19 protein-coding genes are annotated in these 23,743 nt (G+C 69.3%); 10 read left to right on the forward strand and 9 right to left on the reverse strand.

The annotated features are described in order from the left end of the window. Nucleotides 1-72: 72 nt before the first annotated feature. A complete protein-coding gene (locus tag ACIQU6_RS32010) occupies nt 73-354 on the reverse strand; it encodes a hypothetical protein (RefSeq protein WP_403485220.1) in 282 nt (93 codons plus the stop codon). 333 nt (nt 355-687) lie between these two features. Here ACIQU6_RS32010 and ACIQU6_RS32015 point away from each other — a divergent pair, with 333 nt between their 5' ends. After that, entirely contained in the window at nt 688-1,476 is a 789-nt protein-coding gene (locus tag ACIQU6_RS32015; protein WP_403485221.1) for an SDR family oxidoreductase, read from the forward strand. Nucleotides 1,477-1,495: 19 nt separating this feature from the next. Here ACIQU6_RS32015 and ACIQU6_RS32020 read toward each other — a convergent pair whose 3' ends face one another. The 4 genes from ACIQU6_RS32020 to ACIQU6_RS32035 all read right to left on the reverse strand — a co-directional run bounded on the left by ACIQU6_RS32020 (nt 1,496) and on the right by ACIQU6_RS32035 (nt 5,264). Further along, nucleotides 1,496-2,395 (reverse strand): LysR family transcriptional regulator, encoded by a 900-nt coding sequence (locus ACIQU6_RS32020; RefSeq protein ID WP_403485222.1) that lies wholly within the window; start codon nt 2,393-2,395, stop codon nt 1,496-1,498. Between the two features lie 34 nt (nt 2,396-2,429). Continuing rightward, entirely contained in the window at nt 2,430-3,311 is an 882-nt protein-coding gene (locus ACIQU6_RS32025; protein ID WP_403485223.1) for a trypsin-like serine peptidase, read from the reverse strand. 208 nt (nt 3,312-3,519) lie between these two features. After that, the gene (locus ACIQU6_RS32030; protein ID WP_403485224.1) at nt 3,520-3,930 is read right to left on the reverse strand and encodes a hypothetical protein; all 411 of its coding nucleotides are present in this window, start codon (nt 3,928-3,930) and stop codon (nt 3,520-3,522) included. A gap of 5 nt (nt 3,931-3,935) precedes the next feature. After that, nucleotides 3,936-5,264: a SpoIIE family protein phosphatase gene (locus ACIQU6_RS32035; RefSeq protein ID WP_403485225.1), complete on the reverse strand. Its 1,329-nt coding sequence runs from the start codon at nt 5,262-5,264 to the stop codon at nt 3,936-3,938. A gap of 251 nt (nt 5,265-5,515) precedes the next feature. Between ACIQU6_RS32035 and ACIQU6_RS32040 the strand changes: the two genes are divergently transcribed. After that, nucleotides 5,516-6,292, forward strand: a complete 777-nt coding sequence (locus ACIQU6_RS32040; protein ID WP_403485226.1) for an STAS/SEC14 domain-containing protein — start codon at nt 5,516-5,518, stop codon at nt 6,290-6,292. Further along, nucleotides 6,289-6,744 (forward strand): archease, encoded by a 456-nt coding sequence (locus ACIQU6_RS32045; protein ID WP_403485227.1) that lies wholly within the window; start codon nt 6,289-6,291, stop codon nt 6,742-6,744. The genes ACIQU6_RS32040 and ACIQU6_RS32045 overlap by 4 nt, the downstream gene beginning before the upstream one ends. A gap of 267 nt (nt 6,745-7,011) precedes the next feature. Here ACIQU6_RS32045 and ACIQU6_RS32050 read toward each other — a convergent pair whose 3' ends face one another. The 3 genes from ACIQU6_RS32050 to rhaI all read right to left on the reverse strand — a co-directional run bounded on the left by ACIQU6_RS32050 (nt 7,012) and on the right by rhaI (nt 11,857). After that, nucleotides 7,012-8,490: a rhamnulokinase family protein gene (locus ACIQU6_RS32050; protein WP_403485228.1), complete on the reverse strand. Its 1,479-nt coding sequence runs from the start codon at nt 8,488-8,490 to the stop codon at nt 7,012-7,014. A 62-nt stretch (nt 8,491-8,552) separates the two neighbouring features. Beyond that, complete coding sequence (locus ACIQU6_RS32055) at nt 8,553-10,589, reverse strand: bifunctional aldolase/short-chain dehydrogenase (protein ID WP_403485229.1); 2,037 nt, start codon at nt 10,587-10,589, stop codon at nt 8,553-8,555. A 104-nt stretch (nt 10,590-10,693) separates the two neighbouring features. Beyond that, complete coding sequence (gene rhaI / locus ACIQU6_RS32060; RefSeq protein ID WP_403485230.1) at nt 10,694-11,857, reverse strand: L-rhamnose isomerase; 1,164 nt, start codon at nt 11,855-11,857, stop codon at nt 10,694-10,696. A gap of 331 nt (nt 11,858-12,188) precedes the next feature. On the opposite strand from rhaI, the gene ACIQU6_RS32065 reads away from it, so the two are divergent. The 5 genes from ACIQU6_RS32065 (at nt 12,189) to ACIQU6_RS32085 (ending at nt 19,227) form a co-directional block, all read left to right on the forward strand. Further along, nucleotides 12,189-12,515 carry an L-rhamnose mutarotase gene (locus tag ACIQU6_RS32065; protein WP_403485231.1) on the forward strand — a complete coding sequence of 109 codons (327 nt, stop codon included), beginning with the start codon at nt 12,189-12,191 and terminating at the stop codon, nt 12,513-12,515. A gap of 413 nt (nt 12,516-12,928) precedes the next feature. Beyond that, nucleotides 12,929-14,398 (forward strand): arabinose isomerase, encoded by a 1,470-nt coding sequence (locus ACIQU6_RS32070; RefSeq protein ID WP_403485232.1) that lies wholly within the window; start codon nt 12,929-12,931, stop codon nt 14,396-14,398. Nucleotides 14,399-14,559: 161 nt separating this feature from the next. Then, nucleotides 14,560-15,813 carry an MFS transporter gene (locus tag ACIQU6_RS32075; RefSeq protein WP_403485233.1) on the forward strand — a complete coding sequence of 418 codons (1,254 nt, stop codon included), beginning with the start codon at nt 14,560-14,562 and terminating at the stop codon, nt 15,811-15,813. A 117-nt stretch (nt 15,814-15,930) separates the two neighbouring features. Beyond that, nucleotides 15,931-16,938, forward strand: coding sequence for a LacI family DNA-binding transcriptional regulator (locus ACIQU6_RS32080; RefSeq protein WP_403485234.1), 1,008 nt, complete (start codon nt 15,931-15,933; stop codon nt 16,936-16,938). Between the two features lie 282 nt (nt 16,939-17,220). Beyond that, complete coding sequence (locus ACIQU6_RS32085; RefSeq protein ID WP_403485235.1) at nt 17,221-19,227, forward strand: S9 family peptidase; 2,007 nt, start codon at nt 17,221-17,223, stop codon at nt 19,225-19,227. Between the two features lie 19 nt (nt 19,228-19,246). Here the strand turns inward: ACIQU6_RS32085 and ACIQU6_RS32090 are convergent, their stop codons facing one another. Continuing rightward, the gene (locus tag ACIQU6_RS32090) at nt 19,247-20,671 is read right to left on the reverse strand and encodes an RtcB family protein (RefSeq protein WP_403485236.1); all 1,425 of its coding nucleotides are present in this window, start codon (nt 20,669-20,671) and stop codon (nt 19,247-19,249) included. Between the two features lie 279 nt (nt 20,672-20,950). Between ACIQU6_RS32090 and ACIQU6_RS32095 the strand changes: the two genes are divergently transcribed. Next, a complete protein-coding gene (locus tag ACIQU6_RS32095; protein ID WP_403485269.1) occupies nt 20,951-21,814 on the forward strand; it encodes an alpha/beta fold hydrolase in 864 nt (287 codons plus the stop codon). A gap of 292 nt (nt 21,815-22,106) precedes the next feature. Further along, the gene (locus ACIQU6_RS32100) at nt 22,107-23,690 is read left to right on the forward strand and encodes an MFS transporter (protein ID WP_403485237.1); all 1,584 of its coding nucleotides are present in this window, start codon (nt 22,107-22,109) and stop codon (nt 23,688-23,690) included. Nucleotides 23,691-23,743: the final 53 nt, after the last annotated feature.

Genomic DNA, 23,743 nt, shown 5'->3' on the forward strand with positions numbered 1-23,743 from the left:
GAGCCTGATGAGTCATCACAACCCAGACAACTCATAGAAACCACTCCATGTCCCCAACCGTGAGCAAGATCATCAATCGTGGGGCGACCCGTTACCGACTCCCTGGGCTCCCTGGACTGCCAGGCTTGTCTGGCCCTCGTCCGGCCAGGGCAGCCCCGCGGCGAAGTCGGGGACGGAGTCGGCGCCGGCCTGTTCCGCCTCCGCCCGGCTGCCCGTCATGAATCCGGGCAGGCCGCCGTTGACGGCCACGGCGATGACAACGGCCATGGCCAGCAGCGTGGGCATGATCCACAACAGCATGTGCCGCAGCCGACGGCCGGGCGGCGGGCGGAACGGCAGCGGACGCAGCGGCATGGGACGGCCTCCGGGGAAGGGAAGAGGAAGTGGGACGCCGTCCACTGTCGGTGGGGTGGGTTTCCGCGCTGCTGTAGGCGCGTATCAGCCGCCGCTGAGCCTGGTATCAATCGTGTATCCGTGCGCTTTTCCGTGGCGCCTTGCGGGCTGTGCAGCGAGAGGGGCCGCGTAGGCCACAACGTTCTGCTGTGACCGCTCCGGAAATCCTTGTTACCCGGGCCAGTTCGCCTTGTCGCAGAATCGAGGCGTCGGCCGCGGAAACCGGGTGTCATGCGCCCTGACCCGCCGACTGCTCGTTCCCCGACTCCCCCACCACGCAAGGAGGGTCGCTTTATGACGACCGTCGTTCCCCACGCCCCGGACGGGAGTCCGGAAGGAAAGCTGGCAGGAAAGGCCGTCTTCGTCGGCGGTGCCTCGCGCAATCTCGGTGCGTTGATCAGCCGCACGCTGGCCGATGCGGGTGCCCGTGTGGCGGTGCACTACAACAGCGACTCGTCCGCCGCCGACGCGCGGTCCGTGGTCGACGCGATCACGTCCAGGGGCGGTGAGGCGTTCCCGCTCCAGGCCGATCTGACCGAGCCTGATCAGGTCAAGCGGGCCTTCGACGAGGTGGCAGACCGCTTCGGCTCGCTGTACGCGAGCGTCAACACGGCCGGCATGGTCATCAAGAAGCCGCTCGTCGAGGTGACGCCGGCGGAGTACGACCGGATGTTCGCGGTGAACTCCAAGGCGGCGTTCTTCGTGATGCAGGAGGCCGCGAAGCGAGTAGCGGACGGTGGGAAGATCCTGTCCGTCGTCACGTCGTTGTTGGCCGGTTACACGGGCCTTTACTCGGTTTACGCCGGCAGTAAGGCGCCGGTGGAGGACTTCACCCGCGCACTGTCAAAGGAGTTGTTCGGCCGGAACGTCTCCGTCAACACCCTTGCGCCCGGGCCGATGGACACCGGGTTCTTCTATCCGGCCGAGACCGACGAATCCGTCGCCTATCTCAAGTCCCAGGCGATGAACGGCGAGTTGACCAAGATCGAGCACATCGCGCCGTGGGTGAAGTTCCTCCTCACCGACGGTTGGTGGGCCAACGGTCAGGTCTTCTTCCTCAACGGTGGTTTCACCACGCGCTGAGCGGGTGCCGCGCGACCGGTCACTTCCCCTCGTGGGCCCAGCGCCGGCAGTGGTCCAGCAGGCTGTCGAGCAGGGGTGGTTGGCGATGTCTGGGCCAGGCGATGGCGAGGCGGAAGGGTTCCGCGTCCGTGATCGGGACCCAGGACAGGCGGGGGAAGGCGAAGTACCGGGCGCTGGAGGCCGGTGCGATCCACACGCCCCGTCGTGCGGCGACGAGTTGGAGGCACTCCTCCGGTGTGCGGGCCTGCGGTCCGTACACGGCCGGCGAGCCGTCGGGACGCGGGTCGATGAACCAGCAGCGCACCACGTCGGGCGGCATGACGGCGTGGGGGCCGACGACCGGTTCCCCGGCCAGTTCGGCGAGCGTGACGTGGGCGCGGTCGGCGAGCGGATGGTCGGGCGGTAGTGCCACGACCCGTTGTTCGGTCAGGACCTCGGCGGCGGTGAAGCGGTCGTCGCCGATCGGCAGCCAGAGGAAGGCCGCATCGGCCCGGCCGCCCGCCAGTGCGTCGAGTTCCTCGTCCAGGGTCGACACCGAGACCATGTCGACCTCGACGTCGGGCGCCTCCTTCTTGAGTACCGCCACGACCTTGGGCATGAAGTGTGCGGTGCTCTGCGCCTTGAAGGCGACCCGCAGTCTGCCGGTCCGGCCGGCGCCGATCAGCCGGACCTCGGACAGCATGGTGTCGGCCTGGTCGAGCAACCGCGAGCCCCGCTTGACCAGTTCGCGTCCCGCGGCGGATGGTGTGACCCCGAGTGGGGTGCGCAGCAGCAGGGTCGTCCCGACCTGTTTTTCCAGTTGTTGGAGCTGGCCGCTCACCGCCTGTTGCGTCAGGTGCAGGCGGGCGGCGGCCCTGGTGATGCTGCCTTCTTCGACCACCGTCACCAGGGCCTGTACGAGCTTGAGGTTGAGGTCCACCGCGGCATTCTCCCCCGCCTCCTGCCCGCGGGCGTCAGCTCTCCGCGCTGACCGCCTTGTCGTACAGCGCCTTGATGTCGTCGTTGAAGTACGAGCTGTAGGAGGTGTCGTCGGTGCTGCCACCGGTCTGGTAGCCGCCGATGACGCCGATGACCTCGCCGGTGCGGGTGGTGCGGTCGAAGTTGGTGAGCCAGGGGCTGCCGCTGGTGCCGCCGCTGTATCCGGTGCAGTCCACCTTCATCTGATTGGTCTGGAACTCCACGGTCTTGTTGGCGCACGAGATGGGGGAATTGCCGCTGGCCGGGTAGCCGGTGATCTTCACGAACTTGTCGTAGCCGACGTTGTAGGCGAAGCGGTTGGCGCCCAACACGTCGGCGATCCGCTTGCCCTTGAGCTTGTCGACGATGACGAAGCCGACGTCGTAGGCGGGGTCGGACGACTGGGCCCAGTGGGGGTCGACGATCATCTTGCTGACCGTCCAGACCCCGTTGGGGTCCTTCCCGTCGCGGTATCCGGGGACGAAGGCCAGGTCGGACTGGTAGCTGCCGCCCTTGCCGGTGTGGATGCAGTGCGCGGCGGTGATGACGATGGTCTTCTTGGGGCTGTCCACGACGCTTCCGGTGCAGAAGTGGTCGCCGGTCCCGTTATGGCTGAACACCGCGCCGACGCGGGCGTTGACCGTCGTCGGGGGTGAGGTATGGGAGACGCCCCGCTGATGGTGGAACGCGTGGGCGCCGAGCATCCGGGCGATGGTCCACTCGTGGTGGTGCAGCGCCGAGGGCAGGGAGGCGGGAGGCGACGCGGAGGACGAGGCGGAGGATGCGGCAGACTCGGCCGCCACTTTGTCCCCAGCGCAGCCTGTGGCGGTGGCGAGTACGGCCAGGACGGTGGCCGTCACAGCGAACCTTTGGTTCATGGCGGGATCGTAGGGCACGGCCTGGGGTGGCGTGCCCTGGCGAAGGGCAGGTCGAGGTTGGGATCTCGCCAAATCGACACCAAGTGACGTGGAGTCGATATCAGGTGACGTGGAGTGATCAACTCGCCGGGTGTGGGCGGTTTTCGCCCGACCTGCGGTCGCGCGGTCCGGCCACCGGGCGAGGCTGCCGCGGCTGACCTTCCCCCCTTCAGGCCGCGTCCGGCGGTGCGGGGATTGCCTGGCGCCAGTCCGCTGGGTCGATGTCCGGGAGTTGGCGGCGAAGGCGTTCTGTCGTGGCCTGTGGGTGCGCGACGGTGACGGCGAGGAGGCTGAACGGTGCGGAGGCGGTCCGCAGTTCGACGCAGACGACCGGACTGCGCGGTCGGATGACGACGAAGTCCCGCCCGCCGGGGTGGTCCCGGACGCCCAGGCACAGCGTGTCGGGAATCCACAGGCCGCGCCGTCGCCGGCCGCGCAGGGCGCGCCACCAGTCGGGTTCGACCGCCACCCGGCGCACGGCCGTCAACGGCACGCGCACGGTGCCGTGGCGTCCGACCGCCTTTTCCCACCACGTCAGGCGGACGACGAGTTCCGCGCCGGAGATCTGCAGCCTGGCCATGGTCGTCATGAGCCTGCGCGGCGGCCCGGTGGGGTGTCCGGGGTGCGCAGGGCGAGGAGGGCCATGTCGTCGTGGCCGTCGCTGGGGTGGTGGTCGACCAGTGCCTGGACGAGGTCGTCCAGGGGTGCTTCGGCGTGTTCGGTGGCGAGTTGGAGGAGGGCGTTGAGGTCCTGGTTGATGTGGTGGGCGGGGTGTTCGATCAGTCCGTCGGTGAAGAAGACGACGGTGACGCGCGCGGGGAGGGGGTGGGTGTGGTCGGAGCGGGGGTGGGCGGGGTCGACGCCGAGGGGGATGCCTGGGTCGGCGTGCAGGTATGCGGCTCCGCCGTCGGGGGTGATCAGTAGGGGTGGGAGGTGGCCCGCGGTGGACCAGTGCAACTGCCAGTCGTCGCCGGCGGGTTCGATGCGGGCCAGGCAGGCGGTGGTGACCGGGGTGTCGGTGATGGCGTGGAGGGTGCGGTCGAGCCGGGTGAGGATGGCGCTCGGTGGGGTGCAGCGGTCGTACAGCAGGGCGCGCAGCATGTTGCGGGTGGCTGCCATGGCTGCCGCGGCGTGCAGGTCGTGGCCGACCACGTCGCCGATGACGATGCCGACGGCGCCGTCGGGGAGCCAGGCGGCGTCGTACCAGTCTCCGCCGAGGTGGGCGGGTGCGGCGGCGGGTCGGTAGACGGCCGCGGCAGTGAACGGCGTGAGGTCGGGCAGGGTGGGCAGCAGGAGGCGTTGGAACTGCTCGGCGCTGTCGCGGACCTGCTCGAACAGGCGGGCGTTGTCGATGGCGATGCCGGCGGCCCCGGCGAGCGCGACGACGACCTCCTGGTCGGCGCGGTCGAAGGGTTGGCCGTCGCGGCGTTCGGTCAGGTACAGGTCGCCGTAGATCCGGCCGCGTACGCTGACGGCGACGCCGAGCAGGGTGCTCATGTGCGGGTGGTGGGGCGGGAAGCCGACTGCGGTCGGGTGGGAGCCGATCTCGTCGACGCGAAGCGGTTCGGGGTGGCGGATGAGGTGGCCGAGCAGTCCGCGTCCGCGTGGGAACTCCAGACCGTCCAGGGCGGTGCGTTCCTCCTCCGACAGGCCGGCGACGACGAACTCCTCCAGGTACTCCCCGGACTCGTGCAGCACTCCGAGCGCCCCGTAGCGGGCGTCGACCAGGTCCATGGCGGTGGTGACGATCCGGTGCAGCACCGCCGGCAGTTCCAACTCCCGGCTGATGGCCAGTACCGCGTCCAGCAGTGCCTGGAGCTGCGCCTGGGAACGGCCGCCCTCGGCACCCTGCGGCTGCCGCAGATCGTCGGGGAGCTGCGGCTCCGGTCGCGGGAGCTGTTCGGGCGGCTGCATGATGCTCCGATCCACGACGGCGCCAGGGCCAGGGCCTCACGGGAGCGGAGGGCGGCACTGCTCGGCCTTCCGCTCCCTGCTCCCATGCTGCGCGGTGACGCACTCCGGGTCGAACCGGGGCGGGCACCCAACTCACCGTGGGTATCACACCGGTCCACGCAGTGCGATGTCGACTTTCCACGCGCGCGAAATAATGGGCGGTAGGGGCTCTGTAGGGAATGAGCTCCGCCCCTCACGGAGGGAGGAACGCCATGCTGAAGTACGCCAAGGACACGCCCGCAGGCATCGACGTGGTGCAGGCGATCGGCACGGTGTCGAAGGGTGACTACGAGGCGGTGGTGAAGCCGCTCGTCGATGAGGCCCGCAGGGAGGGGCGACGCCTGCGCGTGCTGTGCGAGATCGGGCCGGAGTTCCGTTCGTTCACACCGGGCGCCGGTTGGGAGGACCTCAAGGTCGCCCCGGCCGCGATGCGGTTGTGCGACGGCTGCGCGGTGGTCAGCGATGCGGGCTGGATTCGGGAGACGACGCGCCTGGCGCGCTTCCTGATGCCCTGCCCCGTGCATGTCTTCGGCATGCAGGAGCGCGAGGAGGCCGTGGCGTGGTTGGCGGCGCTGCCGGCCGGTTCAGGGGTGTCCCATCGGCTGCTGCCTGACACGGGCGTGCTCCTCGTCGAGGTCGAACGGCCGCTGCGTGGCCGGGACTTCGAGGCGCTGGCGGCGACCGCGGACGACTGGCTGCGGAGCCACGACACGTTGGCCGGGGTCGTGGTCCATGCGCGCGGGTTCCCCGGTTGGGAGAACCTCGCCAGCCTGTTCCGCCATGTGCGGTGCGTCCGCGGTCATCACCGGAAGGTCGAGCGGATCGCGCTGGCGGTGGACGGCCAGGTCGCCGCGTTGGCGCCCCGGCTTGCCAACCACCTCGTCCAGTCCGAGGTGCGCCGCTTCGCCTACGACGAACTCGACGACGCCCTCGCCTGGGCCGCCGGCTCCCCACGCCCCGACGTCGAACATGACGCCCCACAACCATGAGGGGGGCCAGCGACTCCACGCAGCCTGGCGGGCACCGTAGCGTTCCGCACACCGCGGACCTGCGGGTCGAGGCGTGGGGTCCGACCCGTGAGGTATGCCTGGCCCAGGCGGTGCGGGGAGTCTGTGAGTCCTTCCTGGACCTGGCGGGCGCGAAGCCCGCGCCGGGCCCAGCGAGGGTCCGTCATCGAGAGGTGACGATGCTGGCAGACACGGACGAGGACCTGCTGGTGACCCTGTTGGAAGAGGTCGTCTACTGGCTCGACACGCAGAACGAGGCGCCGGTCGAGGTGGAGCTGACGCCGGTCCGCGGTGGTCTGCGCGCCCTCCTCTCGATGACAGACATCGGGTCGCTCCCGGTGATCGGGGCCGCACCGAAAGCGGTCACCCTGCACGGGTTGGCGTGCGGGGGCGGGCCGGACGGATGGTGCTGCTCGGTCACGCTCGACGTGTGACCGAGCAGCGACTTCTCGTGTACTCCGGCCCTGCCTGCGGGCGGAGGCCGCTCGTTCCTGACGTCCGCTGCTCCTCGCCTTCTGGCACTCGGTCGGGGAACGCACACCGCTTCAACTGTGGCGGCCTTGCCGGCTCAGTGCCCGTTCAGGGAGTCGGCGTCACAGGCGCTGCGAAGTAACCATGGTCGGATAGTTGGGCCGTCGAGCGAAGCCGCGCACCATCACTGGAACCGGGCCTGCTCCCGGGTTCCGGGTAGGGCGTCACGCTCATTCCAGACCCACTCGGGCGGCTGCCTCGGACCAGGCGCGCTCGCGGCCGGCGTCGCGGCTCGGTTCGATGCGTCGCAGTTGTTGGGTCTCCGCGACCAGGCGTCGCATGTCGGCGAGGTCTCCGACCAGGCCCTGGGCGCGCGCCTGGATCAGGACGTTCCCCAGGGCGGTGGCCTCGGTAGGGCCGGCCAGCACGGGTAGGCCGGTGGCGTCGGCGGTCAGTTGGCACAGCAGTTCGTTGTGTGCGCCGCCGCCGACCAGGTGCACGACGTCCACGTTCCGTCCGGCCAGCGCTGCCGCCTGACGGAGTGTGGTGCGATGTGCCAACGCCAGGCTCTCCATGATGCACCGCACCACGGCACCCGGGTCGGCTGGTGGCCTCTGCCCCGTACGGACGCAGAAGTCGGCGATCCGGGTGGGGATGTCGCCGGGTGTGCGGAACTCCGGCGCGTCCGGGTCGATGAGCGCGGCGAAGGGTTCGGCGCGGGCCGCTTCGGTCAGCAGGGCAGGCAGATCGGCGGGGATGTCGTTGGCCGCCCAGTGCCGCTGGCTCTCGCTGAGCAGCCACAGGCCCATCACGTTGCGCAGATACCGCACGGTCCCGTCGACGCCGCGCTCGTTGGTGAAGTTGGCCGCGCGCGATGCCTCCGTCAGCACCGGGGTGTCCAGTTCCAGGCCGACCAGTGACCATGTGCCGCAGGAGATGTAGGCGGCGGTCTGGCCGCTCAACGGAACGGCGGCGACGGCCGAGGCGGTGTCGTGCGAGGCGACCGCGGTGACGGGGGTGCCCGTGGGCAGACCGGTCGCGGAGGCGGGGTGCGGCAGGAGCGTTCCGGCCGGGTCGCCTGGTTGCCGCAGTGGTGGCAACAGGCTGGCATCGACGCCCAGTCTGTCCAGCACGTCCGTGGACCAGGCGCCGGTGCGGGCGTCGAACAGGCCGGTGGTGGAGGCGTTGGTGACTTCGGCTCCGATGCTGCCGGTCAGCCAGTGGGTCAGCAGATCCGGGATGAGCAGCAGGGTGTGCGCCGCGTCGAGCTGTGGTGTGCCGGACGCTGCTGCCAGCTGGTAGACGGTGTTGAACGGCAGGTGCTGTAGGCCGGTGGTGGCGTAGAGCTCCTGCGGGGGAAGGTCCTGCCTCACCCGCTCCGCCACACCGTCGGTGCGTGTGTCGCGGTAGTGGAACGGGTTGCCGAGCAGGGCCCCGCTGGCATCGAGCAGGCCGTAGTCCAGGGCCCAACTGTCGATCCCGATCGAGGCGAGGTCGGCTGCGCGGCCGGCGTCGCGCAGTCCGTCCAGCACGCCGCAGTAGAGGGCGAGGATGTCCCAGTGCAGGCCGCTCGGCAGCCGGATCGGGGTGTTGGCGAAGCGGTACACCTCGCTCGTGTCGAGCGTGTCACGCCCGACACGAGCCAGGACGACCCGGCCGCTGGTGGCACCGAGGTCCGCGGCGGCGAAGACGGTGGGTGTGGTGGACATGGCGCTGAGAACCTCGTGTGGCGGTGTGAACGGGGGTGGCTCATGGCCGGGCTGACGTGTCGTCAGCGCAGGAACGCCGCAGCGACGCCGGCGTCGACCGGGATGTGCAGACCCGTGGTGTGGGTCAGGTCGCCGCCGGTCAGGGCGAAGACCGCGTTGGCGACGTGTTCCGGCAGCACCTCGCGCTTGAGCAGGGTGCGTCGGGCGTAGAAGGCGCCGAGCTCCGACTCCTCGATGCCGTAGGTCGTGGCGCGCTGTGCGCCCCAGCCGCCCGCGAAGATCCCGGAACCGCGCACCACGCCGTCGGGGTTGACGCCGTTGACGCGGATGCCGTGCTCACCCAACTCCGCTGCCAGTAGCCGTACTTGGTGCGCCTGGTCCGCCTTGGTCGCGGAGTAGGCGATGTTGTTCGGGCCGGCGAAGACGCTGTTCTTGGAGGCGATGTAGACGATGTCGCCGCCCATTGCCTGTTCGGTCATGACGCGGGCCGCCTCGCGGGAGACCAGGAAGCTTCCCTTGGCCATCACGTCGTGTTGCAGGTCCCAGTCGGCCTCGGTGGTCTCCAGCAGTGGCTTGGAGATCGACAGCCCGGCGTTGTTGACCACCAGGTCGACCCCGCCGAATGCCCGCACGGCCTCCCGGAAGGCGGCGGCCACGGACTCGGCGTCGCTGACATCGGCGGCCACACCGAACGCGACGTCGGACGAGCCGATTTCGTCGGCCGCTTCAACGGACTTGAGCGGGTCGATGTCGGCGACGACGACGCAGGCGCCCTCGGCGGCCAGTCGGTGGGCGATGGCCTTCCCGATGCCGCCCGCCGCGCCGGTGACCAGTGCGATCCGCCCGGCCAGTGGCCTGGGCTTGGGCATCCGCTGCAGTTTGGCCTCCTCCAGCGCCCAGTACTCGATGCGGAACTTCTCCGCCTCGTCGATCGGCGCATAGCTGGACACGGCCTCGGCGCCGTGCATCACGTTGATGGCGTTGACGTAGAACTCACCGGCCACCCTGGCGGTCTGCTTGTTCCGGCCGAAGCTGAACATGCCCACTCCGGGTACCAGCACGATCGCCGGGTCCGCGCCGCGCATCGGCGGACTGTCCTGGGTGGCGTGCCGGTCGTAGTAGGCCGCGTACTCCGCGCGATAGTCCTGGTGCAGTTCCCTGAGCCGGGCGATGACCTGCTCGACCGGTGCGCTCGCGGGCAGATCGACCACCAGGGGGCGGACCTTGGTGCGCAGGAAATGGTCGGGGCAGGAGGTGCCGAGCGCGGCCAGCCGGGGATGTTCGGTCGACGCGAGGAAGTCGAGGACGACGTTGGAGTCGGTGAAGTGCCCGATCTGTGGCTCGTCGGTCGAGGCCAGTCCGCGGATCACCGGAGCGAGGGCGGCCGCCTTGAGCCGCCGCTCGCTCTCGGGGAGTGCCTCGTAGCCGGAGAGCACCGGGCCGAACGGCTCTGACGTGCCGCGCTCGGCGAGGAACCGCTCCGCCTTGTGGATGATCTCCAGCGAGTTGGCCTCGCACTGCTCGCTCGTCTTGCCCCAGGCGGTGATGCCGTGTCCGCCCAGGATGCAGCCGATGGCTTGCGGGTTCTTCTCTGCGATCTCGGCGATGTCCAGGCCGAGTTGGAAGCCGGGTCGCCGCCAGGGCACCCAGACGACGCGATCGCCGAAGCACTCGCGGGTGAGCGCCTCGCCGTCGGCGGCGGTCGCCAGCGCGATGCCGGAGTCGGGGTGCAGGTGGTCGACGTGCGCGGTACGCACCAGTGCGTGCATGGCGGTGTCGATGGACGGCGCGGCGCCGCCACGGCCGTGCAGGCAGTAGTCGAAGGCGGCGACCATCTCGTCCTCGCGCTCGACGCCTGGGTAGACGTCGACCAGCGAGCGCAGTCGGTCCAGTCGCAGTACGGCCAGGCCGCTCTCCGTCAGCGTGCCGAGGTCGCCGCCGGAGCCCTTGACCCACATCAGCTCCATCGGCTGACCGGTGACCGGGTCGACCTCCTGTCCCTTGGCTGAGGTGTTGCCGCCGGCGTAGTTGGTGTTACGAGGGTCGGAGCCGAGCCGGTTGCCGCGGCTCAGCAGTTCCTCGACCACGGGGTTGGTCATCAGCACTTCGTCCTTCCGGTAGTCCGGGAGTGCAGGACTTTCGGTGCTGAAAGCCCTGGAGGGGCGGGCTACCTGTGCCGGTAGCCCTGGTCGTGGCGTGGGGGTCAGGCGTCCCAGCCGGCCTGTGCGCCACCGACGCGTTCGGCGGCGATCTTCTCGGCGTAGCCGGAGGCCGCATACGCCGCGTACGGGTCGTCGGGCAGGCCCATGCCGGCGCGCAGTTCGGCGAGCAGGGGGCGGACGTCCGTGTTGTAGGCGTCCATCAGGACGGCGTTCGCACCGAGCACGTCTCCGGCCTGCTGCGCGGCTGACAAGGCGTCACGGTCGACCAACAGGGCCTTGGCGGTGGCCTCTTGGATGTTCATCACGGACCGGATCTGTCCCGGGATCTTCGGTTCGATGTTGTGGCACTGGTCCAGCATGAAGTTGACGCCCGAGTCCGGCCGCAGTGCGTCGGCCCGCACGATCTCGAACATGATCCGGAACAGCTGGAACGGGTCGGCGGCTCCGACGATCAGGTCGTCGTCGGCGTAGAAGCGCGAGTTGAAGTCGAAGGCGCCGAGTTTCCCTATGCGCAGCAGTTGGGCGACGATGAACTCGATGTTGGTCCCGGGTGCGTGGTGTCCCGTGTCGAGCACCACGGTGGCCTGGTCGCCCAGCGCCAAGCAGTGCAGCAGCGAAGTGCCCCAGTCGGGGATGTCGGTGGCGTAGAAGGCCGGCTCGAAGAACTTGTACTCAAGGATGATCCGCTGGTCGGGATCGAGGCCCGCGTACACCTGCTGCAGTGACTCCGCCAGGCGCTCCTGGCGGTCGCGGATGTCGTCCTGGCCCGGGTAGTTCAAGCCGTCGGGCAGCCAGATCTTGAGGTCCTTGGAGCCGGTGGCCCGCATCACGTCGATGCATCGCAGATGGTGTGCGACCGCCTTGCGCCGTACGTCCGGATCCCGGTTGGTGAGCGACCCGAGCTTGTAGTCCTCGTCCTGGAACAGGTTGGAGTTGACCGCTCCCAGGCTCACCCCCTCGTCGGCCGCGTGCGCGGCCAGCTTGCCGAAGTCGTCGACCATGTCCCACGGGATGTGCAGGGAGACCCGGGGAGCGACACCGGTGAGGCGGTGGACCTGAGCCGCGTCGCTCACCTTCTCGAAGGGGTTCCGTGGGACTCCCGGCTGGGGGAAGACCTTGAACCTGGTACCCGAGTTACCGAAGGCCCAGCTGGGCAGCTCGATCGACTGTTCCGACAGTGCGGCCAGGACCGAAGGTGGCGCCATCGATGATCACCTCAAGAGGAAGGGCGGGTTTGCGGGACGAATATTTGAAACGTATCAAAGCCGCCTTTCGACTGACAGTCAATGGGTCGGATCGATGTCAGGCGCACAGTCGGACGGCAGGGTCACAGCCTCTCGAATTGGAAAGAAATGCTCCTGACCAGGGATTTCTTCTCTATCTAAGATCCATTACCGCAGCGCCCTACCAGAAAAAGCCGAGCAACCCTTGCCTGTTCCGCTCCTCACATGGCACAGTCCGGGCAAGTCGCATTGAAACGCTTCATTGAGCTTGGAGAGGCGTACGGCGGCGCCATCCCCATCAAGGAGGTGCCTGATGAGCGAGCGTGTCTGTTTCCTCATGCACCTTCGGCCTGAACGCGTCGAGGAGTACCTCGAAGCTCACCGCGAGGTGTGGCCGGAGATGCTGGAAGCCCTGTCCCGTCACGGGTGGCGGGACTACTCCCTCTTCGTACGGCCTGAGGACGGTCTGGTGGTGGGCGTCGTCACGAGTGACGACTTCGCCGCCTCACTCGCAGGCATGGACGCCGAGGACGTCAACGAGCGGTGGCAGGCCCAGATGTCGCGCTTCTTCACCGCGGCCGACGATCGTCGGCCGGATCAGGGCCTGGAACGGCTCTCGCAGTACTTCCACTTGGCCTGACACCCACGGCCGCCTCGCCCCACGTCCGCCGCACCGGTCAGGGGCCCGATGACATCGTCAGGAGGCACGGATATGACGGCGTTACCTCCCCGCTCCCTGCCTTCGCCGACCCCGTCGGGCCACGCACGGGCACGCATCGCCGTGCCGTCGCGTGGGCCCGGTGCCCGGCAGGCACGGTGCCGAGTCCTTCTGCCGACGCCGAAGCGCTCGCGCACACGCATCGCGTAGCCCGGCGCCACCGCGATGCGCGTCGCCCTCAAGGAACAAGGACATGGTCCGCCGCACCCGCGGCGCATCAAGACACCCGGGAGACGTGCCCACACCACAGCCGCGCATGTGCGGCTCCGCCGGTGTCCGCGCCGGCATCCGAATCCCCCGCGAGGCCGCCCGACCGCCCCGACGAAGTAGGACCCATGACTGAACCAGGACGCATCACCGAGGACAGGCGCACGCTGATCAACGCGCTGCCGCCGATCAAGCCGCGCCGCCGGACCCGCATCGGCCTGGTGGCCGGCGGACTCGGCACCTACTGGCCGCAGTTCCCCGATCTCCTCCCGCAGCTGCGGGAGTCCACCCGCTATGTGACGGAGCGGTTCAACGCTTTGGACGCCGATGTGACCGACGTCGGATTCATCTCCGACGCCCAGGAGGCCGCCACGGCCGCGGAAAGGCTTCGGGCGGCCGATCCCGACCTGATCGTCGTCTTCTTGACGACCTATGCCACCGCTTCCATGGTCCTTCCCGTCGCCCAGCGCTCCGGCGCCCCGGTGCTCGTCATCGACCTGCAGCCCACGGAGGCGATGGACCACGACACCGTCGACACGGGCCAGTGGCTCGCCTACTGCGGCCAGTGCGCGGTGCCCGAGGTGGGCAGTACCTTCCGTCGCGCGGGCATCGAGTTCCGCTCGGTCTCCGGCCATCTCAAGGACGAGCGGGCGTGGGCACGGATCAACCGGTGGATCGCCGCCGCGCACGTCCGGGCGACCCTGCGTCACGCCCGGCACGGGCTGATGGGCCACCTCTACCCGGGAATGCTCGACGTTTCCACCGACCTGACCCTTGTCTCCAGTCAATTCGGCTCTCATGTCGAGGTGTTGGAGTTCGACGATCTGCGCGTGCGCGTGCAGGCCGTCACGGAGGCCGAGGTGGCCGAGCGCATCGACCTGGCGCGGCAGGTCTTCTCGTTCGCCGAGTCGGTGAACAGTGACGACCTGGCGTGGGGAGCCAAGGTCTCGGTCGCCCTGGACCGGCTCGTGGCGGACTTCGAACTCGACTCGATGGCCTACTACCACCGTGGCCTCGAAGGGGAGATCCACGAGCGTCTCGGCGCCGGGATGATCCTCGGCTGTTCCCTCCTCACGGCCCGTGGCGTCCCGATGGCCGGCGAGTTCGAGCTGCGCAACAGCATCGCGATGCTGATCGCCGAGCGCCTCGGCGCCGGGGGCTCCTTCACGGAGATCCAGGCGCTCAACTTCACCGACGACGTGGTGGAGATGGGCCACGACGGGCCGGCGCACCTCGCGTTGAGCGCCCAGGCCCCGCTGCTGCGCGGGCTGGGCGTCTACCACGGCAAGCGGGGCTTCGGCGTCTCCGTGGAATTCGACGTCGAGCCTGGTCCGGTGACCACCTTCGGCATCGGGCAGGAACGCGACGGGTCCTACACCTTCATCGCCTCGGAGGGCCAGGTCGTCCCCGGACCACTGCTACGGATCGGCAACACCACCTCGCGGGTGGACTTCGGATGCGATCCCGGTGAGTGGGTCGACGCCTGGAGTGCGAGCGGCATCGGCCATCACTGGGCGCTGTCGACCGGTCACCGCGTCGAGGAGTACCGCGCCGCGGCCAACCTGCTGGGCGTCGGCTTCCGCGAAGTGCGGGTCTGAACGCCTCGGGGGCTGCCCCGCAGCTCCCCATGTCCGTTCATGTCCGTTCGGACGTAAGCTCACCATCACTCCCTCCCCTCAAGCCGCGCCCGAGAAAGGCCGTACCTATGCGAATAGGGAGCAAAGAGACAACCGGCTGGAAAGCGACCATATCGGTCGCGATGTCCAACTACATCGAGGCGGGCTCGATCATCGCGATCGCCACCAGCCTCACCTTGTGGCAGCAGCGATTCGGCGTCGACGACTTCGCCATCGGCCTCCTGGCCGCCATCAGCGCGAATGCGTTCGGCTCCGCGATCGGCGCCGCGATCGGCGGCCCTCTCTGCGACCGCTTCGGGCGCAAGTTCATCTACACCTACGACCTGATGCTGTACATGGTCGGTGTGCTCCTGGCCGCCTTCGCCGTGAGCTACGGGATGCTGCTGGTGGCGTTCGTCCTGACCGGCATCGCGGTCGGCGCGGGCGTGCCCGCCTCGTGGACGTACATCGCCGAGGAAGCGCCGGCGAAACAACGGGCCAGGCATGTGGGGACCGCGCAGCTCGCCTGGTCCATGGGGCCGGTCCTGGGCTTCGCCTTGGCCATCGTGCTGGCACCCCTGGGCCTGCTGGGCAGCCGGATCATCTTCCTCCACCTGTTCGTGGTCGCATTCGTCGTCTGGTACATCCGCCAGGGCCTGCAGGAGTCGGCGATGTGGAAACAGAGCCGGGACACCGTGGCGACCGGGCAGCGCCGCGGGCTGCGCGAGCTGCTCTCGCGACGTCCCAATGTCAAGGCACTGCTGTTCCTGTTCGGTGTCTACGGCTTCTGGGGCGTGGTCGCGGGCCAGATGGGGATCTTCATGCCCCGCGTCTACGAGACGGCCGGAGTGACGAGCGCGACCCAGCAGAACCTCCTGCAGGTGTTGCTGTGGACCTTCACGGTGCTGGCGACCTACTTCGGCTTCATGCGGCTCGGCGATCGCGTCAGTCGCCGCCTGCTCTACATCGTGGGCGCGGCGCTCGGGATCTTCGCCTGGATCCTGTTGGTGTTCGTCAACGCCACGCTGCCGGTACTGCTGCTGTTCGCCCTGGCCTGGGGCATCTCCGCAGGCATCGGAGCGCAGGCGTTCTACTCCCTGTGGACCAGCGAGCTGTTCGCCACGCCTTACCGGGCGAGCGCACAAGGAGTGCTGTTCTTCGCCGCGCGGGTGGCGGTGGGGCTGCTCAGCTACTTCTTCCCCACCATGCTCGCCACACAGGGAGTGCCCGCCGTCGGAACGGTCATGATCGTCCTGCTCGCCGTGGCGCTGCTGGTCGGTGCGATCTGGACTCCCCGTACGCAAGGCAAGACGCTGGAGGAGATCGAGATCGAGCGGTACGGCGAGGTGCTTCCGGTGAACCAGGCCCAGCGCCCCGCTACTTCGGCCACCACCTGAACCCAACGGTGCCTGCGGTGGGTACGCCGGCAAGATCGCCGTCGGCGTGCCCACGGGTACAGTGTCACACTGGCGTCTGGCTCTCGCTGGGTCGGTACGGACACTTCGGGAGGGTCTATGGCCAGCATCAAGGACGTCGCGCGTCTTGCCGGCGTCTCGGTGGGGACCGTCAGCAATGTCCTCAATCGCCCGGAGCAGGTCAGCCCGGAGCGGCGTGCGCTGGTGGAGCGGGCCATCGCGGAGCTGAGCTTCGTTCGAAACGAACCTGCCCGGCAGTTGCGGGCGGGCGTCAGCCGGACGATCGCAGTCGTCGTCCTGGACATCGCCAACCCGTTCTTCACCGACCTCGTCAAGGGGGCGGAGGAGGCCGCCGAACAGCACGACGCCCAGGTCATCGTCTGCAACAGCAACGGGGATCCGGAGCGGGAGGCGCGGCACCTCCGGCTGATGGAACAGCAGCGGGTGCTGGGGATACTTCTGTCGCCGGTGAACGAGGACCTCAGCACTCAGCTCCTCGCCACCCAACGACGTCAGGCGCCGGTCGTCTTCGTTGACCGGGTCACCACGGCGCCCCCCTACGCGTCCGTCGCCGTCAACGACATCCACGGCGGGAGCCTGGTCGGCGAGCTCCTTGCCGCCACGGGCCACGAGCGGGTCGCCTTCCTCGGTGGCCCCCTGTCGTTGCGGCAGGTCAACGACCGTCTGTACGGCCTACGGTCAGCCGGTCGCGGCCTTCGGGTGGACGTCCACGAGACCTCGGACATGTCGACCCGAGGTGGTGCGGAAGGACTCGCGCGCGTCCTCGCGGGACCGCCGGACAGCCGTCCCACGGCGCTGTTCTGCGCGAACGACCTGCTGGCCATCGGCGCTATCAACGAGTGCGTGCACCGCGGGATCGCAGTGCCTGACGAGTTGTCCGTCGTGGGGTACGACGACATCTCCTTCGCGTCGACCGCGAGCGTCCCGCTGACCACCGTTGCCCAGCCCCGCCAGCAACTGGGCCGCACCGCCGTCGAGTTGCTGCTCGGCATGGCGGGCGACGAACCGTCCGCCGAGCTTCCCCAACACATCGTCTTCGAGCCCGAATTGGTGATCCGCTCCTCCACCCGCGCGGCCCCTCAATAAGCCCCGCTCCGGATCGCCATATCGCGCCAGCCCCGCGGCGCCGCCGATCACGGCAACACCAGGGCGCGCATCGCGTCATGATCAACGGACGGATGCGTCTCCGCGGCGAGGTGTGATCGCGTAGATCGCCTGGCACCACATGGGTTCAACTATCGCTGGTGAGTTGGGAGTTGGTCGAGCCGTGCCTTCTGGTGCAGCTCGTTCTCCGAGTTCCGACTGACGCCGACCCGATAGTGCGACAGGATGTCCGCTTGCCGTACCGACGAGCGAAGGGCAGTCCGCATGCCGCACCCCGCACCGCAGCCGGCTCCCGAGCCGACCGACCCGCTCACCGCCGAACTGGTGGTGGACGTTGCCGCCGCCGTGGCACCGGCCATCTCGCCGGACGGCCGCCTGGTCGCCTACGCAGTGGTCGCGAACGGCGGAAGGGACGGGCGTCCGCACGGGTCGATCCGGGTCACCGCAGCCGACGGCAGTACACCCCCGCGCAGGCTGACCGACGGCACGGCCCGCGACCTCGCCCCGAAGTGGGCGCCGGACTCGGCCACTGTCTTCTTCACCTCCGACCGCGAGGAGCAGGGCACCGCCCAACTCCAACGGATCCGCCTGGATGGCAGCGTGGACACCGCCGAGGCCGAGACGTTGACCAGTTGGCGCGGCGGCATCTCCGACCACTGCCCGCTCTTCGACGGCCGCACCGTCGCCCTGCTCGCCCAGGACGAACCCACCGCCGAGGACGAACGCCGGGAAGCCGAGCGCGACGACGCCAGGATCTGGGGCCAGCACCTTCCCGCCACCCGCCTGCACCTGCTCGACCTGGAGACCGGCGTCCTCCGCACCGTGGACGGCCTCGGTGGCCGGCATGTGGTCGAGCTGGCCCAGCGTCCACGGGGTGGTCCGCTGGCGGTGCTGAGCTGGTCCACCCCCGAACTCGACCCCGGCGTCACGACGGTGGAACTGCACGTGGTCGACCCGAACACGGCAGCCGTCCACGACCTGGGCCCGGTCGGGATCGAGGCTCAATCCCCGGCCTGGTGGAACCACAACGGTGTCTGGCATCTGGCCCACCTGGCAGTGACCCCCGGTCACCTGGTCGGCGAGCTCGCCGTGATGGACACGGTCCCGCCGGCGACCGGCCCGGCCGTCGAACACCGCAACCTCACCGTCGGCATGTCCGTCAGCCCGACCGAGCTGGTGCAGGTCGCGGACGGGCCGCCGCTTGCGCTGTTCGCCGACGGGTTGGACACCGCACTGTACCAACTCCACCCCGATTCATGGCAGTTCCATCACTTGTCCTCCGCCCCCGGCATGCTCGCCGGACTCACCGCGAGTCGATTCGGGGAAACCGTCGCCCTGCTGGCGAGCACGGCGTACGAGCCCAAGAACGTCCATGCGGGCCCCACCGGCGGACCACTGGCCAGGCTCAGCGACACCAGCCCGGAACTGCGCAGGATCCGCTGGGGTGTCCAGGAGCGCCTCAGCTACCAGGCATCCGACGGAACCCAGTTGGACGGCCTACTGATCCTGCCTGCCGGGCGGACTCGGGACAACGGTCCGTTTCCGCTCGTCACCATCGTCCATGGTGGCCCCTACTTCCGCTACGCCGACGAGTTCACCCTCAACGCGATCGATTGCGGCCAGTGGCTGGCGACCGCCGGGTACGCGGTCTTCCTGCCCAACCCCCGAGGCGGCTCGGGGCACGGCCACGCGTTCGCCGCCGAGGTCGTGGGCGCGGTCGGCGGCGACGAGTGGACCGACATTCTCAGCGGAATCGACCTGCTGGTGGCACAGGGAGTCGCCGACCCCGAGCGTCTGGGAATCTCCGGATGGAGCCACGGGGGCTACCTGGCTGCCTGGGCGATAGGCCACACGGACCGGTTCAAGGCCGCCGTGATGGGTGCGGGCATCAGTGACTGGGGCATGCAGGCCGGGACTGGCGACTGGGGCATCGTCGACGCGGCGCTCGGCGGCAGCACCGGATGGGAGGGCCCGGGACCGCACGTCCACGACCGGCACAGTCCGATCTCCTACGCCTCCAGGATCCGCACCCCGGTGCTGATCCTGCACGGCGAAGAGGACACCAACGTCCCGCTCGGCCAGGCGATCCACTTCCATCGCGCCCTGCGCCACTTCGGGGTCGAGCACGAGTTCGTCGTCTATCCCCGCGAAGGCCATGGGCTCGACGAGCGCGCCCACCAACTCGACGCCCTTCGACGAGTCCGCGCCTGGTACGACCGCTGGCTAGAGGCCCGAGCCGAGGCGCGTGGCAGACCGTCAACTTATGCCTGAGCGGCGCTCGTTCATCGCCTCAGCCCTTGACGACGCCCAACGGGACCAGTCGGGCTACCAGTCGGGCCAGCCCGGCGCCCTCGGTGGCGGTGGCGACCGCGTCGACGTCCTTGTAGGCGGCGGGGGCCTCCTCGGCGAGGCCGCGCCACGACGAGGGCCGGACCGCGATGCCGCGCGATTCCAGGACGCTGCGCAAGTGCTCTCCGTGGACCTCGCGTAGCGCCCGGTGCCGGCTCCAGACCCGTCCCGCGCCGTGGCAGGCGGAGAAGAACGCGTCGTTGTCGGGCGTGCCGACCATGACGTACGAGGCGGTGCCCATGGTGCCGGGTACGAGAACGGGCTGGCCGGCCTCGGCGAGTTCCCCCGACAGGCTGGGGTGGCCGGCAGGCAAAGCCAGGGTGGCCCCCTTGCGGTGGACGCACAGCCGTCGCGGCTCACCGTCCACGGCATGGGTCTCGACCTTGGCCATGTTGTGGGAGACGTCGTACACCAGGTCCACGTCGACGCCGGTGGTTGTGGCGAAGGCCCGGCGTGCGGCCTGGGTGAGCAGTTGCCGGTTGGCGCGGCCGTAGTTGGCTGCGGCGGCCATCGCCCCGAGGTAGTTGCGGCCGGATCGCGAGACGACGGGTGCGCAGGCCAGTTGGCGGTCGGGGATCTTGATGCCGTACGCGCGCAGTGACTGTTCCATGACCCGGACGTGATCGGTGCACACCTGGTGGCCCAGGCCGCGGGAGCCGCAGTGGATCATGACGCAGACCTGGCCGACCCGTAGGCCGAAGGCGGCCGCGGCGCTTGCGTCGTATACCCGGTCCACTGCCTGGACTTCGAGGAAGTGGTTCCCCGAGCCCAGGCTGCCGACCTGTTGCAGTCCGCGCTCGATGGCGCGTTGGCCGACGTGGTTAGGGTCTGCGTCCGTCAGCGCCCCGTGGTCCTCGCAGCGCTCCAGGTCGCGCGGGACGCCGTGGCCGTTTTCGACCGCGTATCGGGCGCCGCCGACGAGCAGCTTCTCCATCTGTGCGCGTCCGGACATCTTCCACAGTCCGCCGCGCCCCGCGCCGCGCGGAACGGTGTCCCCGAGGATGTCCATCAGCGCCTTCAAGTGGGGTGCCAGGTCGGGCCGTTCCATGTCCGCGGCCAGCAGTCGGACGCCGCAGGAGATGTCGAACCCCACCCCGCCCGGCGAGACGACGCCGCCGGCGTCGACGTCCGTGGCGGCGACCCCGCCGATGGGAAAGCCGTACCCCCAGTGCACGTCGGGCATGGCGTACGAGGCGCGGACGATCCCGGGCAGCGTCGCCACGTTCACCACCTGCTCCAGGGCCCGGTCCCCTACGGCCTGCGGCAGCAGCTCACGGCTGGCGAAGACGACACCGGGCACGCGCATGGCGCCCTCCCGCTCGATGCGGTACCGGAACGGGGTCTCCTCCCGCACCGTGACGTCCATGTCCGTCCGCCGCCTTGCCTGTCTGCCGGTTGGATCAGGGCACTCCCCTTGCTCTCCTTCGCTCCCCCGCTCCCATCGTCATCCCCACGGTCATCCCGTGCTCGGCGGGGCGCCGCCTGCGCCTGGGAAGGGCGCAAACGCACGGATCCAAACCGGTTGCCCCGATGATCTTCGCTGCGTAATCTCCCCGGAGATCGGAGAGAGCGGACAACCGTTCGTACTGCCCCTCGGCCGCATGCGTCGTCGATGCGGCCGAGACTTCAGAGAGTGAGTGAACAGATGCAGCCGACGTTCGTACTGGTTCACGGGGCCTTCGCGAACTCCTTCTCCTTCGCGCCGCTCCAGGCCGAACTCGGCCTTCTCGGGCACCGTTCGGTCGCCATCGACCTGCCCGGCCACGGTTTCCAGGCAACCTACTCGCGCGCGTACCAGGCACCGCAGGATCTCGAAGCGCTCGCCACTGCCCCCGGCTCGATCAAGGGCGTCACGCTGGCCGACAACGCCAGGCACCTCATCGGCATCCTGGAACGGGCCAAGGAGAACGGCCCGGTGATCCTCGTCTCGCACAGTCGCGGCGGCATCACGGCCACCGCCGCGGCCAACGCGCGCCCGGACCTGATCGACCGCCTCGTCTACGTCTCGGCCTGGTGTCCGGTCGATCTCGACGTCAACGACTACTACGCCGAGCCGGAGATGGCCACATACGACGGCGTCCCGCTCGCGCCGTCGATGGTCGGGAATCCGGCCGAACTCGGCCTGCTGCGCTTCAACTTCCGCACCGCCGATCCGGAAGCCCTCGCGGCGTTCAAGGCGGCCTTCTTCGCCGACGGCACCGACGAGGAGTTCCTGACCTTCCTCAACACCTTCCAGCCCGACGAGAACCTCGACGGCGGTACCTCCAGCGACCGCGCACAGGCCGCGACCTGGGGCCGCGTCCCGAAGACCTATGTCCGTCTGACCGATGACGCAAGCCTGACGCTCGCGCTCCAGGACCGGCTGATCCGCGAGGGCAACGCGCTGACGCCGGACAACCCGTACGACGTCCGCACCCTGGCCGGCAGCCACCTGAAGTGGTTGGTCGACCCGGCCCCGGCGGCCCGCGTCCTGGGCGAACTCGCCGCCCTCACGGCCGAGTCGGTCTGACAGTCAGTGTGGCCGGGCGGGGGCCGCGTCGGCGGCGACAGCGCGGGCTTCCCGCCCCGTGGGGGCGGCGGCGGTGGGCTTGACCACCGTGATCGGTGACGTGTGACCTCGCGGTCGGGCGAGGAACGCGGCGGCGAGGCGGAGGCAGCGGATGTTGCCGAACCTACCGGCGCTACCGGCCGCCCTCTTCTCCACGGGGAAGGGCACCCCGGCAGTCAGGGCACTGATCACACCCCTGATCGTCCGGCATTGAGGTCATCGGGTGACCTATTGGGTCTTTAGCGTCGAAGCCATGACAGATGGCAAGACTCCGCAAGACCACACCCACGTATCGATCGGCCAGGCACCACCCGACCGCAGGCAGTCACCACGGGACCAAGCAGATCCGCTCCGCTGGCTGGCGCTGGTCGTCCTCCTCGTCGCGACCTTCATGGACGCGGTGGACGTGACCGTGGTCAATATCGCCGTGCCCCACATCCAACAGGACACCGGGGCGTCGACCGCCCAGATCCAGTGGCTGGTCGGCGGGTACGCCCTGGCCTTCGCGTTGGGTCTGATCACCGGCGGACGCCTGGGTGACCTCTACGGCCGCAAGCGGGTCTTCCTCATCGGGGTCGCCGGGTTCACCCTCACCTCGCTGGTGTGTGGTGTTGCCGGCTCCCCCGAGCTGCTGCTGGTCGGCCGGATCGTGCAGGGCGCGGCGGCCGCGCTGATGGTGCCTCAGGTGCTGTCGATCATCCATGTCAGTTTCGCCAGGCAGGAGCGCGGCAAGGTCTTCGGGATCTTCGGGGCAGTCAGCTCGCTGGGCGTGCTGGCGGGGCCGTTGGTGGGTGCGCTGCTGGTCGAGGGCGATGTGTTCGGGCTGGGCTGGCGGCCGATCTTCCTGGTCAACCTGCCGCTGGGCGTGCTGGGCCTGATCGCCGGCACACTGCTGGTCCGTGAGTCCAAGGCCGAGCGGGCGGCCGGCCTCGATGTGGGCGGCATGCTGCTGTCCACGTGCGGACTGCTGTTCCTGGTCCTGCCGTTGATCCAGGGCCGCGAGCTGGGTTGGCCAGTGTGGACGTACGTGATGCTGGCGGCCTCGGTGCCGGTGTTGGTGCTGTTCGTCGCGTACGAGCGCCGAGTGGTCGCCCGCGGCGGCTCCCCCTTGGTCGTGCTCTCGCTGTTCACCCGCAGGAGCTTCACCGGCGGCCTGGGCGTACAGCTACTGTTCGGGCTGGCCTCGGGGATGCTCTTCCTCGCCTGGACGCTGTACCTCCAACTGGGGCTGGGTTACTCGCCGTTGAAGGCGGGCCTGTCCGGACTGCCGCTCTCCCTGCTGCTGATAGCCGGCGCCGGCCTCTCGATGCAGGTATTGGTGCCGCGCTTCGGCCGTCGAGTGCTCCAGGCCGGTGCGCTGATCGCCGCGGCCGGGATGGTCCTGTTCACGTGGCTGACCGGCCACTACGGCGCGGACATCGCACTGTGGCAGACAATGTTGCCGCTGGTGCCGATGGGCATCGGCATGGGCCTGATCGTCGCGCCGCTGGCGGACATCGTCCTCTCCGAGGTGCCGCACCAGCACGCCGGTTCCGCCTCCGGCCTGAACAACACCACCACCCAGCTCGGCCAGGCAGTCGGCACCGCACTCTCCTCGGTGATCTTCTTCAACCGTCTGACCGGCGACGGCGACCCGGCCGCCCAGGCGGCGAGGATGCCGGACGCCTTCGCGCACACCCTGCCCTACGTCGCCGGCGCCTTCCTCGCCGCCTTCGCGCTGTTGTACGCGGTACCGCGCACGGCCGGAGCGGGGAACAGGGACGGGGAGGACGGCGACGACACCCCGGCCGAGGAGGCAGTCACCGAGCCGGACCGGTACGTCGCGTCCACCCAGTGACGGGGGACCGGTCGCGACGGAGATAGCGCGATACCGCGTAACGGCGGTGCGAT

This window comes from Streptomyces sp. NPDC090442 (genome assembly GCF_044769405.1).
GTDB lineage: Bacteria > Actinomycetota > Actinomycetes > Streptomycetales > Streptomycetaceae > Streptomyces.